The following is a 15727-nucleotide window of genomic DNA, read 5'->3' as shown; positions in this document are numbered from 1 at the left end:
ACGGGCGCCCGGAGAAGTAGCGATGAACAACCTGATCGAGGTCCGCGACCTTAGCAAGACCTTCACCCTGCACCAGCAACAGGGCGTAGTGCTCAATGTGCTGCGCGGGCTCAACTTCAATGTCGCCGGCGGCGAATGCCTGGTGCTCCACGGACGCTCCGGCGCCGGCAAGAGCACCCTGCTGCGCACGCTCTACGGCAACTACCTGCCGGCCGGCGGCAGCATCCGCCTGCGCCACGCCGGCGACTGGCTGGAACTGGTCGGCGCCGAGCCTCGCGAGGTGCTCGCCGTGCGTCGCCAGACCCTCGGCTACGTCAGCCAGTTCCTGCGGGTGATCCCGCGGGTGGCGACCCTCGACGTGGTCATGGAGCCGGCCCTGGCCCGTGGCTGGAGCCGCGACAGCGCCGAACTGCGGGCGCGCAGCCTGCTGGCCCGGCTGAACATCCCGGAACGCCTCTGGCAACTGGCGCCGGGTACCTTTTCCGGCGGCGAGCAGCAACGCGTCAACATTGCCCGCGGCTTCATGGTCGAGTGGCCGATCCTGCTGCTCGACGAGCCGACCGCGTCCCTCGACGAAGCCAACCGCCAGGTAGTGCTGGAGCTGATCGGCGAAGCCAAGGCCGCTGGCGCCGCGTTGATCGGCATCTTCCACGACCGCGCCGCCCGCGAGGCGGTGGCCAGCCGCTACCTGGACATGAGCCAGGAGCTTTCCCGCCAGGAGCAAGCCCATGTCGTCTGAACGCGTTCTCAGCAATGCCCGGGTAGTCAGCGCCGAGCGGGTCTTCGTCGGCAGCGTGCTGCTGCGCGACGGCCTGATCGCCGCGGTCGACGAAGGCCGCAGCCACCTGGCCGGGGCCGAGGACCTGGGGGGCGACTACCTGCTGCCCGGTCTGGTCGAGCTGCACACCGACAACCTGGAGAAGCACATGACCCCGCGTCCCGGCGTCGACTGGCCATCGGCCTCGGCGGTGCTGGCGCACGACGCGCAGATCGTCGCCGCGGGAATCACCACGGTGTTCGACGCGCTGTCCATCGGCGACGTCAACCCCAAGGGCAAGCGCATGCAGCAGTTGCCGAAGATGCTCGAGGCCATCGGCGAGGCCGCCGCCAGCGGCGACGCGCGCGCCGACCATCGCCTGCACCTGCGTTGCGAGGTCAGCCATCCGCAGACGCTGGAGGTGTTCCGCGAACTGGTCGAGCATCCGCTGGTGCAACTGGTCTCGGTGATGGACCACGCCCCCGGCCAGCGCCAGTTCGCCAGGCTGGAGAAGTACCGCGAGTACTACCAGGGCAAGTACCACCTGAGCGATGCCGAGATGGACGCCTTCATCGTCGAGCAGGTAGCCAACTCCGAGCGCTACAGCGACGCCGCCCGTGCGGCCATCGTCGATGTCTGCCAGGGACGCGGCCTGTCGGTGGCCAGCCATGACGACGCGACCCTCGCGCATGTCCGCGAGTCGGCCGGCTACGGCATGGCCATCGCCGAGTTCCCGACCACCGTGGAGGCCGCCAGGGCCAGCCACGAGCACGGCCTGCAGGTGCTGATGGGCGCGCCCAACGTGGTCCGCGGCGGTTCCCACTCGGGCAACGTGGCGGCGGCGCAACTGGCGGGAATCGGCGTGCTGGATATCCTTTCCAGCGACTACTATCCGGCCAGCCTGCTGCATGCGGCCTTGCTGCTCGCCGGCGAGCACAGCGAGTATGATGCGATCCGCTACGACCTGCCGCGCGCGGTGGCGATGGTCAGCCGTACCCCGGCGCTGGCCGCCGGGCTGACCGATCGTGGCGAAATCCGCGTCGGCCTGCGCGCCGATCTGCTGCAGGCGCGGGCGCTCGGCAACAACCAGCCGGTGGTGCGTCAGGTCTGGCGCGGCGGGCAGAGAGTGTTCTGATGACAGGCAGACTGATTTATCTGATGGGGCCTTCCGGCTCGGGCAAGGACAGCCTGTTGCAGGCCGCGCGCGAGCCCCTGGCGCTGCGCGGCTGCCGTATCGTGCGGCGGGTGATCACGCGCTCCGCGGAAGCGGTGGGGGAGGACGCCCAGGCGGTGACTCCGGCGCAGTTCGACACCCTCGAGCGGGCCTCGGCGTTCGCCATGAGCTGGCGCGCCAACGGCCTTTGCTATGGCATTCCGGTGCAGATCGACGAGTGGCTGGCGCAGGGCTACGACGTGCTGGTGAACGGCTCGCGCGGCTACCTGGCGCAGGCCCGCCGGCGCTATCCGGATCTGCTCGCGGTCCTGCTCGGGGTGAAACCCGAGGTGCTGCGCCAGCGCCTGCTGGCGCGCGGCCGGGAAAGCCCCGAGGAAATCGAGGCGCGCCTGGCGCGTAACGCCGAGTTCGCCGCCGGCCTGGAGGGCCCGCTGTTCCAACTGGACAACTCCGGTGATCTCGACGACACGCTACGCACCCTCCTGGCCCGTCTCGGCAGCGACCGCGCATGCGCCTGACCCTGCTCGGCACCGGCGACGCCCGCCAGGTGCCGGTCTACGGTTGCGATTGCCCGGCCTGTCGCAACGCCCGCGCCGACGCCGGCCTGCGTCGCCGTCCCTGTAGCGCGCTGCTGGAGTGCGCCGGCCAGCGTTGGCTGATCGACAGCGGCCTGGTCGATCTCTGCGAGCGCTTCCCGCCCCATAGCCTCGATGGCATCCTCCAGACCCATTACCACGCCGACCACGCCCAGGGCCTGCTGCACCTGCGCTGGGGCCAGGGTCTGGTGATCCCGGTGCACGGCCCGGCCGACCCGGAGGGCCTCGCCGACCTCTACAAGCATCCGGGCATCCTCGATTTCAGCCAGCCCTTCGGCGCCTTCGAGCGGCGCCAGTGGGGCGCGCTGGCGGCGACCGCGTTGCCGCTGGTCCACTCGAAGCCAACCTTCGGCTACTTGCTGGAGGGGGCTTCCGAGGAGGGAACGATACGGCGCCTGGCCTACCTCACCGATACCGTCGGGCTGCCGGCGGACAGCGCCTCGCGATTGCTCGCGGCGCCGCTGGACCTGCTGGTGCTGGACTGCTCGATGCCGCCGCAGGAGCGGCCGCCGCGCAACCACAACGACCTCACGCGGGCATTGGAGTGCATCGACTCGCTGCGTCCCCGGCAGGCCGTGTTGACTCACGTCGGGCATACGCTGGACGCCTGGCTGCTGGACCACCCCGCTGCGTTGCCCGAAGGGGTGGAACTGGCGCGCGACGGCGTGTGCCTGCCGCTGTGAGTGACGCTGTAGCGCCCGGCAAAGCGCTGCGGGCGAAATCAGTCCAGGCTTGGATCGAAGCGGATTCGCCGACCTACCACCAGTGCAAACAGCAGCCATGCGCCGGAAATGCCCAGCAGACCCCAGGCGCACCAGGCGAGGAGGGTGGCCTCGGGCGGCAGGCTCAGCGCCAGGATCGCGCTGGCGATCACTACGAACAGAAGAATGACGGCGGATCGTGACATGGTTTCACTCCCGGAGCCCTCTCCGTCGGGCTCGCTGTTCCTTGTGCCGGCTCAGTGGCGCCGAGGTTCCGTGGCGCCCTTGTCGCTCAGCGGAAGCTTCGCTGGATATTCGTCTCCTCCGCGCTCTATCAGCCAGAGCAGCCCGTAGACGCCGACCGAAAGGGCCAGGGCGGTCAGCGGCAAAGCCAGGATCCACATGTTCTTTCTCCCTTTCCGCCCGCCAGCATCCCGGGGACCTGTGCGGCGGTGTAGCGTCGTTGGATGCCGGTCTCCCGGCGCTTGCTTCGTCAGAATGTCCAGGCCTGTTCGTCGGCCGCGGTCACCAGCGCCGTGCCGCGCTCGTCCTCGCCTACGGTGACGATGCGCGGGGATTCGTCGGGCGCCTGGATCACCAGTTGTTGCGCAGCGGGTGCCCACTGCGGCGTTGCGTTGCTGTCCAGCACTACCGGCCTTTCGCCGTTGCGTTCCTGCGTCCTGTCCTCGTCGCCCAGTGCGCTGTTCTGGAAGACTACGAGAGCCAGCAGGGAAAGAAGTCCGGTGCCGACCAGGTTGCGTGAGCTGCTCATGTTCACCTCCATTTCGTAGCTTTGCCAGGCAGATGGCCAAGGTTTGATCCTGAGGGTCTTGTAGCAGCGGTTGTGCCAACTTTTTTCTATAAAAAATCCTTTTAAATCAATGAATTATATATGTGCCTGAGACTCTCTCGCATGCACTTTGCACGGATGGGCATTTTACCGGTTGCAAAATGCATGATGATGTCAGCCCAGATGCAGCGCCAGGCTTACGCCGTGGCTGGTGAACCCTAGCGCGGCATAGAAGCGCTGCGCGGTTTCCCGGTCCTGGTGGCTGGAAAGCGCCAGTTTGTAGCAGCCCCAACTGCGCGCGCGCTCCACGGCCCGGCCGATCAGTTCGCGGCCTACGCCCTGGCCGCGGGCGTGGCGGTCGACCACCATGTCTTCGAGAATCGCCGAGCGGGCGAAATCGTGCGCCAGGTGTTCGATCAGATGCAGGGTGCAGGTGCCGAGCAGGCGCTCGCCGCGCTCGGCCACCAGGGTGACCCGGTCGCCGCGCGGTCGTTGCAGCTGGATGGCCAGCAACGCCGGGTCCGGGCGCGGATCGGCGCTACCGAGTTGCTGTAGCAGCAACGACAGGCGCGGCGCGTCGTGCTCGCTGGCGATCCGCACGTCGAAGCTGGCGAAGGGGGAGTCCGGTATCCGCGGCTGGCGCGGAGCGTCCGGCAGGTCCTGTGCGGCGGGAATGGCGACGGTCTGGTTCATGCTGCACCTCCAGGGTTGCGGAAAATTATGCGCAGCCGTGGTGGCAGTGGCATGACAAACGCTTTCTCTGCCGTTAACATGCCGCCCGGACGCGGCGCACCGCTCACCATGTCCGGCGTGTCCCGGTAGCTCAATTGGATAGAGCATCCCCCTCCTAAGGGGAAGGTTGGAGGTTCGACCCCTCTCCGGGACGCCAAATATATCGGGCACTTACCGCACATCGCTTCTCCCGGGCCAGTTCTTTGTCAGGGCATGGTGGGTGCAGTAAGCCTACAAAGAAAGCCTCGTCCTGAATCGCTCAGACGGGGCTTTTCCATGCCGGCCAGCTCAAATGTCTGTCGTCAGCGCCAGCAGGACAACCGGGTGGCCTGCGCCGCTCCCGGTAAGCTCGATCCTCGCTTTCCCTTCTCATCGCGACCTTCGCGCGCGTTCTTAATCCTCCGAATACCCTACCAAGCGCATCGCTGGATGCAGCTTCGAGATCTTTCACCTTCATCGAGAGCACGTCCTCATTGTGGTTTTCCGGGCAGTTCTAGCCTAGTGCCATTACGTCGAGGTTTGGGCTCGATGTGATGGTGTGCCTAAGGGCGGTGCCGGCAGATCGCATCCAGGCGAATGAGGTGCTGGAGATAGGCGGAATTTTCCGCCGATCAGGAGGGGCCAGAAACTTTCCGGACTCTGGCCGGAGGGGGAGTGCGGAATCATTGCAGATCCTGGCCAAGCCATGCCGGAAAATTTTCCGGTATATGGGGGGAAAGTCTCCGGCACATGCGACGGGCACGCTTTTGTACCGTATCGGGTGGGATCCCTCGGCGACTGGTCTGGCAAGGTAGGTTTTTCTCACTTTCCCCCATTAGTAGTGGTCGTGATCTGTGGTGCCTGACTGTCTCCTCAAAATTGTGGGCACGGTCGCGCGACCCTCTCCTGAAAATTCAGGAATTTCGTCCCCAGCTCAAAAGAACGTTTTGCGTCCTTTAGCCTGGGCGAGATACCGGGAGTTTTCCTGCATTGCAGGAGATCCGAACTGGCGATTTTCCGGTTTTGCCGGGGTGTCGTTTCATCGTCCTTGGGCATAGCGGGACGGTATCCTCATTGGCCGTCCTCCATTGGAGTTTTTGCCGCCGGCGGTGGCCGCAAGGCAGGCCGACTGCGCCACCTCGTCCGAGGTCGGTAGATTCCTGGCTTAATCACCTTGGCCGCGTGCTTGCTCCCGTCTGGCTCACGGACAGAAATTTGCGTAAACGCCGTCGGTTCTTAAGACTGGCTCACGGAATACAGTGAACATCTATACGAAACTCGACTGCCGGATATGATCGGCACTGGATTTGGGGCGAATAGTAAGCCGGGTAGATGATCGAGGGGCTTCATTGCGAACAGGGATGTGGCAGGAAATGGAGGTTCTTTGTAGGTGCTCATCAAATTCCGTTTGACCTTCTAACAGCGAAACGCGAGGGAGTGGGCTGGGTGAGTGAAGCACGTCCACGAATCACTCTGCCCCATGTTTTCCCGGTTTCGCGATGGCGGGCCGGTTTATTTTCCGGAGAAAGGATAATGAGGGTTAATATAGGTATAACAGCCCTGAAAATATCAATGCTTATGGCATTCCCATTACCCCCGCTATTGCTTGCTCAGGAAGCTAATGCTGAGGTCTTTTCATGGGGAGTCACATTTATCTATAGTTTGCACGAGAAGCCTTATAGCTCCCCGAGTGAAGGGTGTTCTGCGGCGCTGGCCTATTACCAGCATCAGGGGCAGAGCACTGGATACACTTATTCGCTCAATTACTTGCGACGTGTTTCTGATGAAGATTTTACCTGTTCTCTAAAGCGCTTTGACAAAGGCGAGCCTTTTGGTGAAGTTGGCGGCTCTATATTCAGAGCTGGTGATCTTTGCCCTTTAGGCGCTAAATATAATGCGGAAACAGGCAGTTGTGATTGTCGCCCCGGTTACGAAATGGATGACGCTGGCTGTAAGCTTCCAGATAAAAATGGCCCCGACAAAGGGGCTCCGCCGCCGGAGGGGTGCGCAGGAAACCCGGTCAACATCACCAATGGCAACAAATATCAGGTCGAGCATGACTTAATAACCCCGATTCCGCTTGCCCGACACTACAATGGCCTGGACGGATTATGGCGTCATTCGTTCTCTGCGCGCATAACACGCAAGGATGATAGCTACCTACTTTACCGCGAAGACGGAAAGGTTTCGGAGTTCACAGGAGCCGGGAGAGATCTAACTTCCCTCACGGATCTGGGAAAGCTTAGCCGACTAGCAGGAAGATTTTTCTATACCTCGGAGCTCAACGAAACTATAGAGTTTGACCCGTATGGAAAACTCGCCAGGCTCACGACCAAGGAGGGTCGAAAGTATCGTGTAGAGCGAGGCGCTAATCTTACGATTAGCGACGAGCATGGCAACAAACTCGTTCTCTCGGAGGGAGCCAACCATCAACTCCTTCGCGCTCAGACAGGGGGTATATCCATTGAGTATACATACGACAAGGAACAGCGACTCACTTCGGTAACACGAACAGATGGGCAATACAGCACGAAAACACAGTACCTCTATGACGACCCGAGGAACATAAAACTACTTACAGGCATCCTGGATAACAACAATCGCCGCTTCGCCACCTGGACCTACGACGACCAAGGCCGCGCCATCTCCAGCGAACACGCCAACGGCGCCGAAAAGGTCACCCTCGCCTACAACGATGACGGCTCCACCACCGTCACCAACGAATACGGCAAGCAGGCCACCTACCGCTTCCAGGTGATCCAGGGCATCAAGCGCATCGTCGCCATCGAAGGCGAGCCCTCTCCCAACTGCCCCAGCAGCAATTCCACCTTCACCTACGATGACCAGGGTCTACTCACCAGCAAACGCGACAACAACGGCAACCTGACCACCTACCAGTACAACGCCCGTGGCCTGGAGACCACGCGCACCGAGGCCGCCGGCACTGCGCAGGCGCGCACCATCACAACCGACTGGCACCCGACCCTGTTCCTCCCGGTGCAGGTCAGCGAGCCCGGCCGGATCACCCGCTACCAGTACGACGCCGAGGGACGCAAGACCGGCGAGACCGTCACCACCCGCTGACAAGGACGACCCCCATGCGCATCCCCCCATACTTCCCCCGCCTTGGCGCCCTCGGCCTGGCCTGCGCCCTGGCCCTGCCCGCGCAGGCGGCCGAGCGCGCCTGGAGCTACAGCTACAACGCCCTCGGCCTGATCGAGCGCGCCGACGGTCCGCGCACCGATGTGCAGGACGTCACCCTCTATGCCTACGACAGTCGCGGCAACCTGACCCAGGTGACCAACGCCCTCGGCCAGGTCACCCGCCTCGGCGACTATGACGAGCGCGGCAAGCCCGGCAGCATCACCGATGCCAACGGCGTCACCAGCAGCCTCGCCTACACCGGCGTCGACGGCTGGCTGGCCTCCGTCAGCACCGCCGGCAGCACCACCCGCTTCGACTACGACGCGGTCGGCCAGATCACCCGCGTCACCCGTGGCGACGGCAGTTGGCTGAGCTACGAATACGACGACGCACGGCGCCTGGTGGCGATCGGCAACAACCTCGGCGAACGCCTCGAATACGACGTCGACACCAAGGGCAATCGCACCGCCCAGCGCATCAAGGACGCCAGCGGCAGCCTGGTGCGCCAGCAGCAATGGGCCTACGACGAGCTTGGCCGGCTGCTCCGTGCGGTCGGCGCCGGCGGCCAGACACGCAGCTTCGCCTACGACCTCAACGACAATCCGGTCGGCGAAACCAACCCGCGCCAGTTCGCCCACAGCCAGGCCTTCGACGCCCTCGACCGGCTGGTCGGCCAGAGCGATCCCCTCGGCGGCAAGACCCAACTCGCCTACGACGCCCAGGACAACCTCACCGAGGTCAAGGACCCGCGCGGCGTCACCACCCGCTACGAATACGACGGCCTCGGCAACCTGACCCGACTGGTCAGCCCGGACAGCGGCACCACCACCTTCGAGCACGACGCCGCCGGCAACGTCATCCGCCGCACCGACGCTCGCGGTGCGGTCACCGAGTATCGCTACGACGCCCTCAATCGCCTGATCGAGCGCCACTCGCCGAGCGACCCGAGCCTCGACGTACAGTACCGCTACGACCTCACCGCCGACGGCAACAAGGGCATCGGCCGCCTGGGCGCCATCGAAGGTGCCCGCGACAGCCTGGTGTACCGCTACGACGAGCGCGGCAACCTGGTCGAGCAGGTACGCAGCATCCGCCTCGACCAGCAGACCCTGCTCGACCGCGTGACCTACCGCTACGACGCGGCCAACCAACTGCTGGAGATCGGCTACCCCTCCGGCCTCGCCATCGGCTACCCGCGCAACGCCGGCGGCCAGGTCGCCAGCGTGACCCTGGCAGTAGGCGACAAGGCGCCGAGCACCCTGGTCGGGCAGATCGCCTACCTGCCCTTCGGCCCGCTGCAGCGCCTGACCTGGGGCAACGGCATCGCCCTCAGCCGCGAGTATGACCAGGACTACCAACTGCTGCGGCAGAAGGTCGGCCCCTGGCAGAGCGACTACCAGCACGATGCCAATGGCAATATCCAGCAGCACCGCCACAGCCTCTGGGGCACCCTGGACTACCAGTACGACCCGCTGGACCGCCTGACCGAGGAACGCGGCGTCCAGGGCGGGCGCAGCTATGCCTACGACGCGGTCGGCAACCGCACCCAACGCAGCGACAACCCCGCCTCAGGCGGCACCGCCAGCAGCCAGGACTACCAGTACGCGCCCGACAGCAACCGATTGACCGCCATCGGCGCGCAAGCGGTGACCAGCGACGCCGCCGGCAACCTCACCCAGGACCGCGCCGCGCGCAAACTGGCCTACGACGCCCAGGGCCGCCTGCAAAGCGTCAGCCTCGACGGCCAGCAGGTCGCCGAATACCGCTACAACGCCCTCGGCCAACGCATCGTCAAGCTCACCCCCGAGAGCATCACCACCTACCTCTACGGTCCCGACGGCCAGTTGCTCGGCGAAGCCGAACACGACGGCAGCGGCCGGAAACTGCGAGCCCAGTACTACCTGTGGCTGGACAGCCTGCCGCTGGCCACCATCGACGCCGCCTACGACGCCCAGGGCAAGGTCGGCAACCCGACCCTGCTCTACCTCCATGGCGACCACCTCGACACCCCGCGCCTGGCCACCGATGCCAGCGGCCAGATCGCCTGGCAGTGGCAGTCCGACGCCTTCGGCCGCGGCGAAGCGCTGAGCCAGGGCAGCACCCAGGTCAACCTGCGCTTCCCCGGGCAGTACTACGATGCGGAGAGCGGGCTGCACTACAACTACTTCCGCGACTATGATCCGGAGACTGGGCGGTATGTGGAGAGTGATCCGATTGGACTAAGTGGGGGAGTGAACACATACGGATATGTACAGGGAGCCCCCCTCAACCGTATTGATCCTTTAGGTCTAGCAGCAATAGAGATTGATATTCCTAAATCAGCATACGATTGGATACCCGGAAATATTCGATTACCTGCGGGAAGACTGTTAGGGGGAGTATTGCTGGTGGCTAGTATTTCCGGAGCTACGCCACAAGCTGACAGCGATACAAAAGAGCAAAACTGCCCAAAAGACTGCCCGCCGTGCAAGACAATTAGCGGCAGGATCATTCCTGTTGGAACCTTGGGCTATAGACCATTAGACATTATTCCAGACGACGAAATGCAACACGGGGTTTATGGATCTCATCACAACATGTTTGTTGCCAATCAGAACCCCAACAATTGCCGATGCTTCTGGCAGAAGAAAAACTACGTATTAAAACCTGAGCAGCTACCGAAAAACGCAGTTCCAGTAGAGCCGTTTATAAACTGAGGTTACTCATGAGATATTCAAATGGAAAAAAAGTAGAGCTGGGAGACAAAATTGATCTTGGCGACGGAGATACAGCTATAATTGTCGGAATCATTGATGAGAATCTCTACTCAGAAGAATACCCCAAAAGTGATTGGGAATACTTAAAATCAGGACTATTGATGCTCACAAGAGACTCAACACTACTCCACTACCCAAAAATAGAAGACGAGATAAAACTAATAAGCAGAAAAGCCAAGTAAATTGAAGGTCTCCAACCATCTTTAAGACCAACTTAAACCTTGTCGCATTCCAGATGGTGTCTTTGATGCTAATTACGGCGAGCTTGCAAGCATGCTGGCAGGCTTAGTTAAGTCAAACCTCGATATCGAACTGGGGGAGCTGTGGCGCCGGTCCGGTCCCCTTTATGGTCCGTAGCTCAATTGGTTAGAGCATCCCCCTCCTAAGGGGAAGGTTGGAGGTTCGACCCCTCTCCGGGACGCCATTTCATGCTCTGCTCCAGCTTCCCTCGCCGCTTCGCCAGTCCGCTTGCCGTCACTTTCTCCGATAGCTTTTCTTGCCGCCCGGCGTCAGGCAGTACACCCCTCCGCGCGGGCCCGTGCAGAACGAGCCGCTGCCACAGGCACAGCCCTGCGTCGTGCCTTGCAGACGCTGTACGGCGGGTTGTCCGGTACGTCCGCCGGCGTTGCCGAAGTAGGCCGCGCAACTGCGCTTCGAGGCGCTGATGGAGCCGTCGTTGCAGAGGAAGATATCGCCGTCGCAACCGGCGATACCGCCTTTCTTTCCCGAGCAGGGGCTATTGGCGGCCAGCGCCGGAAGTGCGCAGACCGACAGGAGGAAGAGGGCGATCGAGGCGAAGAGTCCGAATTTCATTGGCGAAGCTTCCGTGCGAATGATGGCTGCATGCTATCTCAGGCGCGCGCCGTGCGCTTTCGCGAGCGCGCCGATTACATGGCCTTACCCGAGCCTTGACAGCTCCTTCCGACGGGGCTTATAAGTGGCGCCATCAGGTCGTGCGCATCAGCGTCGATGTCGCGGGACCGAACCTAACGCATACGCACAGAGCAAATGGGCTCTCCCGGGGTTACCCGGGAGGGCCTTTTTTCGTCCCGAAAAAATAACAACAAGAGGTGATACCCATGCGTCACGGCGATATTTCCAGCAGCAACGACACCGTCGGAGTGGCGGTGGTCAACTACAAGATGCCGCGCCTGCACACCGCGGCGGAGGTCCTGGACAACGCCCGGAAGATCGCCGACATGATCGTTGGCATGAAGCAGGGCCTGCCCGGCATGGACCTGGTGGTGTTCCCCGAGTACAGCCTGCAGGGCATCATGTACGATCCGGCGGAGATGATGGAAACCGCGGTGGCGATCCCCGGCGAGGAAACCGAGATATTCTCCCGCGCCTGCCGCAAGGCCAACGTCTGGGGCGTATTCTCCCTCACCGGCGAACGGCACGAGGAGCATCCGCGCAAGGCGCCGTACAACACCCTGGTGCTGATCGACAACAACGGCGAGATCGTCCAGAAGTACCGCAAGATCATTCCCTGGTGCCCCATCGAGGGCTGGTATCCCGGTGGCCAGACCTACGTCAGCGAAGGGCCGAAGGGCATGAAGATCAGCCTGATCATCTGCGACGACGGCAACTACCCGGAAATCTGGCGCGACTGCGCGATGAAGGGCGCCGAGCTGATCGTGCGCTGCCAGGGCTACATGTATCCGGCCAAGGACCAGCAGGTGATGATGGCCAAGGCCATGGCCTGGGCCAACAACTGCTATGTGGCGGTGGCCAACGCCGCCGGCTTCGACGGCGTGTATTCCTACTTCGGCCACTCGGCGATCATCGGCTTCGACGGTCGTACCCTCGGTGAGTGCGGCGAGGAGGAAATGGGTATCCAGTACGCCCAGCTGTCGCTTTCGCAGATCCGCGATGCGCGCGCCAACGATCAGTCGCAGAACCACCTGTTCAAGATCCTCCACCGCGGCTACAGCGGCTTGCAGGCGTCCGGCGATGGCGACCGGGGCCTGGCGGAGTGTCCGTTCGAGTTCTACCGCACCTGGGTCACCGACGCCGAGAAGGCGCGCGAGAATGTCGAGCGACTGACCCGCTCGACTACCGGTGTGGCGCAATGTCCGGTCGGCCGGCTGCCCTCCGAGGGACTGGAGAAGGAGGCCTGACGGCACCGGCGTGCCGTCGTGCGGCACGCCGTCTCCGCCATTTCCCCCTGTGGCAGAAGGAGTTTCATCCATGCCTTTTCTGAGCGACATGCTCGACCAGTCCCGCCGGCAGCAGGACGAGGAACAGGCCCTGGCGCGGGAGAATCTTGCCGAGGCAAGTCTGCTCCAGGCCCACCTGAGTCACCGCAGCGCCCTGCACAGCCGTTTCCGTTTCGACCCGGCGGCGGTGATGGACTGCCTGCGCGCCGAGGTGCTCGGCCAGGAACCGGCGCTACAGGCCGTCGAGGACATGCTCAAGGTGGTTCGCGCGGACATCGCCGACCCGCGCCGTCCGCTGTTCAGCGCGCTGTTCCTCGGCCCCACCGGGGTCGGCAAGACCGAGATCGTGCGCGCCCTGGCCAGGGCCCTGCACGGCGACGCCGAGGGGTTCTGCCGGGTGGACATGAACACCCTGTCCCAGGAGCACTATGCCGCCGCCCTCACCGGTGCGCCGCCGGGCTACGTCGGGGCGAAGGAGGGCACCACCCTGTTGGAGCAGGACAAGCTGGACGGCAGTCCCGGGCGCCCCGGCATCGTTCTCTTCGACGAACTGGAAAAGGCCAGCCCGGAAGTGGTCCATGCGTTGCTCAACGTACTCGACAACGGCCTGCTGCGGGTCGCTTCCGGCGAACGCACCTACCATTTCCGCAATACCCTGGTGTTCATGACCAGCAATCTCTGCGCCCATGAGATCCAGCGCTACGACGAGCGTCGCCAGCGCCTGCCCTGGCGCCTGCTGCCGGTCGGCGGCGAGCGCCGGCGGCGGGACATCGACGGGATGGTCCGGGCCCGGCTGCTGAAGACTTTCTCGCCGGAGTTCGTCAATCGTCTCGATAGCGTGGTCACCTTCAACTGGATCGAACGCGACGTCGTCGCGCGCCTGGTCGAGCTGGAGGTGCAGCGGCTCAACCGGCGCCTGGAGAAGCATCGCTGCCGCCTGGAGGCGACCCCGGAGGTGCTGGCGAAGATCGCCCGCGCCGGCTTCGACCGGCAGTTCGGCGCCCGTGCGTTGCGCCGCAGCGTCCGTCATCATCTCGAGGTACCGCTGGCCGAGCATCTGCTCGACCACCACCAGCCGGGCGACGGGAACTGCACGACCTACCTGGCGAGCCTGGAGCACGAGCGGGTTCGCTTCGTGCGGCGCTGAGCGACAGTCACAGGAGAGGAAACGGATGGGATCGCACCAGGAGCGGCCGCTGATCGGCCTGCTGTTCTCCGAAACCGGCGTCACCGCCGATATCGAGCGCTCGCAGCGCTATGGCGCATTGCTTGCGGTCGAGCAACTGAACCGCGAGGGCGGCGTCGGCGGTCGCCCGATCGAAACGCTGTCCCAGGACCCCGGCGGCGACCCGGACCGCTATCGGCTGTGCGCCGAGGACTTCATTCGCAACCGGGGGGTACGGTTCCTCGTGGGTTGCTACATGTCGCACACGCGCAAGGCGGTGATGCCGGTGGTCGAGCGCGCCGACGCGCTGCTCTGCTACCCGACCCCCTACGAGGGCTTCGAGTATTCGCCGAACATCGTCTACGGCGGTCCGGCGCCGAACCAGAACAGTGCGCCGCTGGCGGCGTACCTGATTCGCCACTACGGCGAGCGGGTGGTGTTCATCGGCTCGGACTACATCTATCCGCGGGAAAGCAACCATGTGATGCGCCACCTGTACCGCCAGCACGGCGGCACGGTGCTCGAGGAAATCTACATTCCGCTGTATCCCTCCGACGACGACGTGCAGCGCGCCGTCGAGCGCATCTACCAGGCGCGCGCCGACGTGGTCTTCTCCACCGTGGTGGGCACCGGCACCGCCGAGCTGTATCGCGCCATCGCCCGTCGCTACGGCGATGGCAGGCGGCCGCCGATCGCCAGCCTGACCACCAGCGAGGCGGAGGTGGCGAAGATGGAGAGCGACGTGGCAGAGGGGCAGGTGGTGGTCGCGCCTTACTTCTCCAGCATCGATACGCCCGCCAGCCGAGCCTTCGTCCAGGCCTGCCATGGTTTCTTCCCGGAGAACGCGACCATCACTGCCTGGGCCGAGGCGGCCTACTGGCAGACCTTGTTGCTCGGCCGCGCCGCGCAGGCCGCAGGCAGCTGGCGGGTGGAAGACGTGCAGCGGCACCTGTACGACATCGACATCGACGCGCCCCAGGGGCCGGTCCGGGTGGAGCGCCAGAACAACCACAGCCGCCTGTCTTCACGCATCGCGGAAATCGATGCGCGCGGCGTGTTCCAGGTCCGCTGGCAGTCGCCCGAACCGATTCGCCCCGATCCTTATGTCGTCGTGCATAACCTCGACGACTGGTCCGCCAGCATGGGCGGGGGAGCGCTCCCATGAGCGCCAACTCGCTGCTCGGCAGCCTGCGCGAGTTGCAGGTGCTGGTACTCAACCCGCCGGGAGAGGTCAGCGACGCCCTGGTCTTGCAACTGATCCGCATCGGTTGTTCGGTGCGCCAGTGCTGGCCGCCGCCGGAAGCTTTCGACGTGCCGGTGGACGTGGTCTTCACCAGCATTTTCCAGAATCGCCACCACGACGAGATCGCTGCGCTGCTCGCCGCCGGAACTCCGCGCACTACCCTGGTGGCGCTGGTGGAGTACGAAAGCCCCGCGGTGCTCTCGCAGATCATCGAGCTGGAGTGCCACGGCGTGATCACCCAGCCGCTCGACGCCCACCGGGTGCTGCCTGTGCTGGTATCGGCGCGGCGCATCAGCGAGGAAATGGCGAAGCTGAAGCAGAAGACCGAGCAGCTTCAGGAACGCATCGCCGGCCAGGCCCGGATCAACCAGGCCAAGGCGTTGCTGATGCAGCGCCATGGCTGGGACGAGCGCGAGGCGCACCAGTACCTGTCGCGGGAAGCGATGAAGCGGCGCGAGCCGATCCTGAAGATCGCTCAGGAGTTGCTGGGAAACGAGCCGTCCGCCTGAGCGATCCGGGCCGACCAGAACA

At 63.9% G+C, this 15727-nt stretch carries 16 protein-coding genes and 2 tRNA genes; 13 read left to right on the top strand and 5 right to left on the bottom strand.

Annotation, left to right across the window (positions count from 1 at the left end; genetic code table 11):
* The first annotated feature begins 22 nt into the window (after positions 1-22).
* From phnL to phnP, 4 genes are read left to right on the top strand one after another with little or no spacing between them, the layout of a single operon-like run.
* Positions 23-739: a phosphonate C-P lyase system protein PhnL gene (gene phnL / locus JHD77_RS00445; protein WP_003098702.1), complete on the top strand. Its 717-nt coding sequence runs from the start codon at positions 23-25 to the stop codon at positions 737-739.
* Positions 729-1892: an alpha-D-ribose 1-methylphosphonate 5-triphosphate diphosphatase gene (locus JHD77_RS00440; protein WP_003091776.1), complete on the top strand. Its 1164-nt coding sequence runs from the start codon at positions 729-731 to the stop codon at positions 1890-1892. Before phnL ends, JHD77_RS00440 begins: the two co-directional genes overlap by 11 nt.
* Positions 1892-2449, top strand: coding sequence for a phosphonate metabolism protein/1,5-bisphosphokinase (PRPP-forming) PhnN (gene phnN, locus JHD77_RS00435; protein WP_003098703.1), 558 nt, complete (start codon positions 1892-1894; stop codon positions 2447-2449). Before JHD77_RS00440 ends, phnN begins: the two co-directional genes overlap by 1 nt.
* A complete protein-coding gene (phnP, locus tag JHD77_RS00430; protein ID WP_003098705.1) occupies positions 2440-3210 on the top strand; it encodes a phosphonate metabolism protein PhnP in 771 nt (256 codons plus the stop codon). The genes phnN and phnP overlap by 10 nt, the downstream gene beginning before the upstream one ends.
* 38 nt (positions 3211-3248) lie before the next feature.
* Here the strand turns inward: phnP and JHD77_RS00425 are convergent, their stop codons facing one another.
* From JHD77_RS00425 to JHD77_RS00410, 4 genes are all read right to left on the bottom strand, one after another.
* Positions 3249-3434, bottom strand: a complete 186-nt coding sequence (locus tag JHD77_RS00425) for a PA3371 family protein (protein WP_003098706.1) — start codon at positions 3432-3434, stop codon at positions 3249-3251.
* Positions 3435-3485: 51 nt separating this feature from the next.
* Positions 3486-3632, bottom strand: a complete 147-nt coding sequence (locus JHD77_RS00420; RefSeq protein WP_003091766.1) for a hypothetical protein — start codon at positions 3630-3632, stop codon at positions 3486-3488.
* 89 nt (positions 3633-3721) lie between these two features.
* Positions 3722-4000: a hypothetical protein gene (locus JHD77_RS00415; protein ID WP_003113127.1), complete on the bottom strand. Its 279-nt coding sequence runs from the start codon at positions 3998-4000 to the stop codon at positions 3722-3724.
* 192 nt (positions 4001-4192) lie between these two features.
* Positions 4193-4711 carry a GNAT family N-acetyltransferase gene (locus JHD77_RS00410; protein ID WP_003091762.1) on the bottom strand — a complete coding sequence of 173 codons (519 nt, stop codon included), beginning with the start codon at positions 4709-4711 and terminating at the stop codon, positions 4193-4195.
* 119 nt (positions 4712-4830) lie between these two features.
* Between JHD77_RS00410 and JHD77_RS00405 the strand changes: the two genes are divergently transcribed.
* From JHD77_RS00405 to JHD77_RS00385, 5 genes are all read left to right on the top strand, one after another.
* Positions 4831-4907, top strand: a tRNA-Arg gene (locus tag JHD77_RS00405).
* A gap of 1268 nt (positions 4908-6175) precedes the next feature.
* Positions 6176-7813, top strand: a complete 1638-nt coding sequence (locus tag JHD77_RS00400) for a DUF6531 domain-containing protein (protein ID WP_369810785.1) — start codon at positions 6176-6178, stop codon at positions 7811-7813.
* A 14-nt stretch (positions 7814-7827) separates the two neighbouring features.
* Positions 7828-10569, top strand: coding sequence for an RHS repeat domain-containing protein (locus tag JHD77_RS00395; protein WP_031756899.1), 2742 nt, complete (start codon positions 7828-7830; stop codon positions 10567-10569).
* 8 nt (positions 10570-10577) lie between these two features.
* Positions 10578-10811, top strand: coding sequence for a hypothetical protein (locus JHD77_RS00390; protein ID WP_010791872.1), 234 nt, complete (start codon positions 10578-10580; stop codon positions 10809-10811).
* A gap of 167 nt (positions 10812-10978) precedes the next feature.
* A tRNA-Arg gene (locus tag JHD77_RS00385) sits at positions 10979-11053 on the top strand.
* Positions 11054-11103: 50 nt separating this feature from the next.
* On the opposite strand, the gene JHD77_RS00380 is transcribed toward JHD77_RS00385, so the two are convergent.
* Complete coding sequence (locus tag JHD77_RS00380; protein WP_003109297.1) at positions 11104-11442, bottom strand: hypothetical protein; 339 nt, start codon at positions 11440-11442, stop codon at positions 11104-11106.
* Between the two features lie 266 nt (positions 11443-11708).
* Between JHD77_RS00380 and JHD77_RS00375 the strand changes: the two genes are divergently transcribed.
* The 4 genes from JHD77_RS00375 to amiR all read left to right on the top strand — a co-directional run bounded on the left by JHD77_RS00375 (position 11709) and on the right by amiR (position 15705).
* Complete coding sequence (locus tag JHD77_RS00375; RefSeq protein ID WP_031756898.1) at positions 11709-12749, top strand: aliphatic amidase; 1041 nt, start codon at positions 11709-11711, stop codon at positions 12747-12749.
* A gap of 70 nt (positions 12750-12819) precedes the next feature.
* Positions 12820-13935, top strand: coding sequence for an AAA family ATPase (locus JHD77_RS00370; RefSeq protein WP_003098718.1), 1116 nt, complete (start codon positions 12820-12822; stop codon positions 13933-13935).
* Between the two features lie 25 nt (positions 13936-13960).
* A complete protein-coding gene (gene amiC / locus JHD77_RS00365; RefSeq protein WP_003117566.1) occupies positions 13961-15118 on the top strand; it encodes an aliphatic amidase expression-regulating protein AmiC in 1158 nt (385 codons plus the stop codon).
* Complete coding sequence (gene amiR / locus JHD77_RS00360; protein ID WP_003098722.1) at positions 15115-15705, top strand: transcriptional antitermination factor AmiR; 591 nt, start codon at positions 15115-15117, stop codon at positions 15703-15705. Before amiC ends, amiR begins: the two co-directional genes overlap by 4 nt.
* Positions 15706-15727: the final 22 nt, after the last annotated feature.

The sequence above is a fragment of the Pseudomonas sp. P20 genome (genome assembly GCF_016463925.1).
GTDB lineage: Bacteria > Pseudomonadota > Gammaproteobacteria > Pseudomonadales > Pseudomonadaceae > Pseudomonas > Pseudomonas aeruginosa.
Note: the sequence above shows the minus strand (reverse complement) of the source record. Positions and strands in the feature narration are given on the sequence as shown.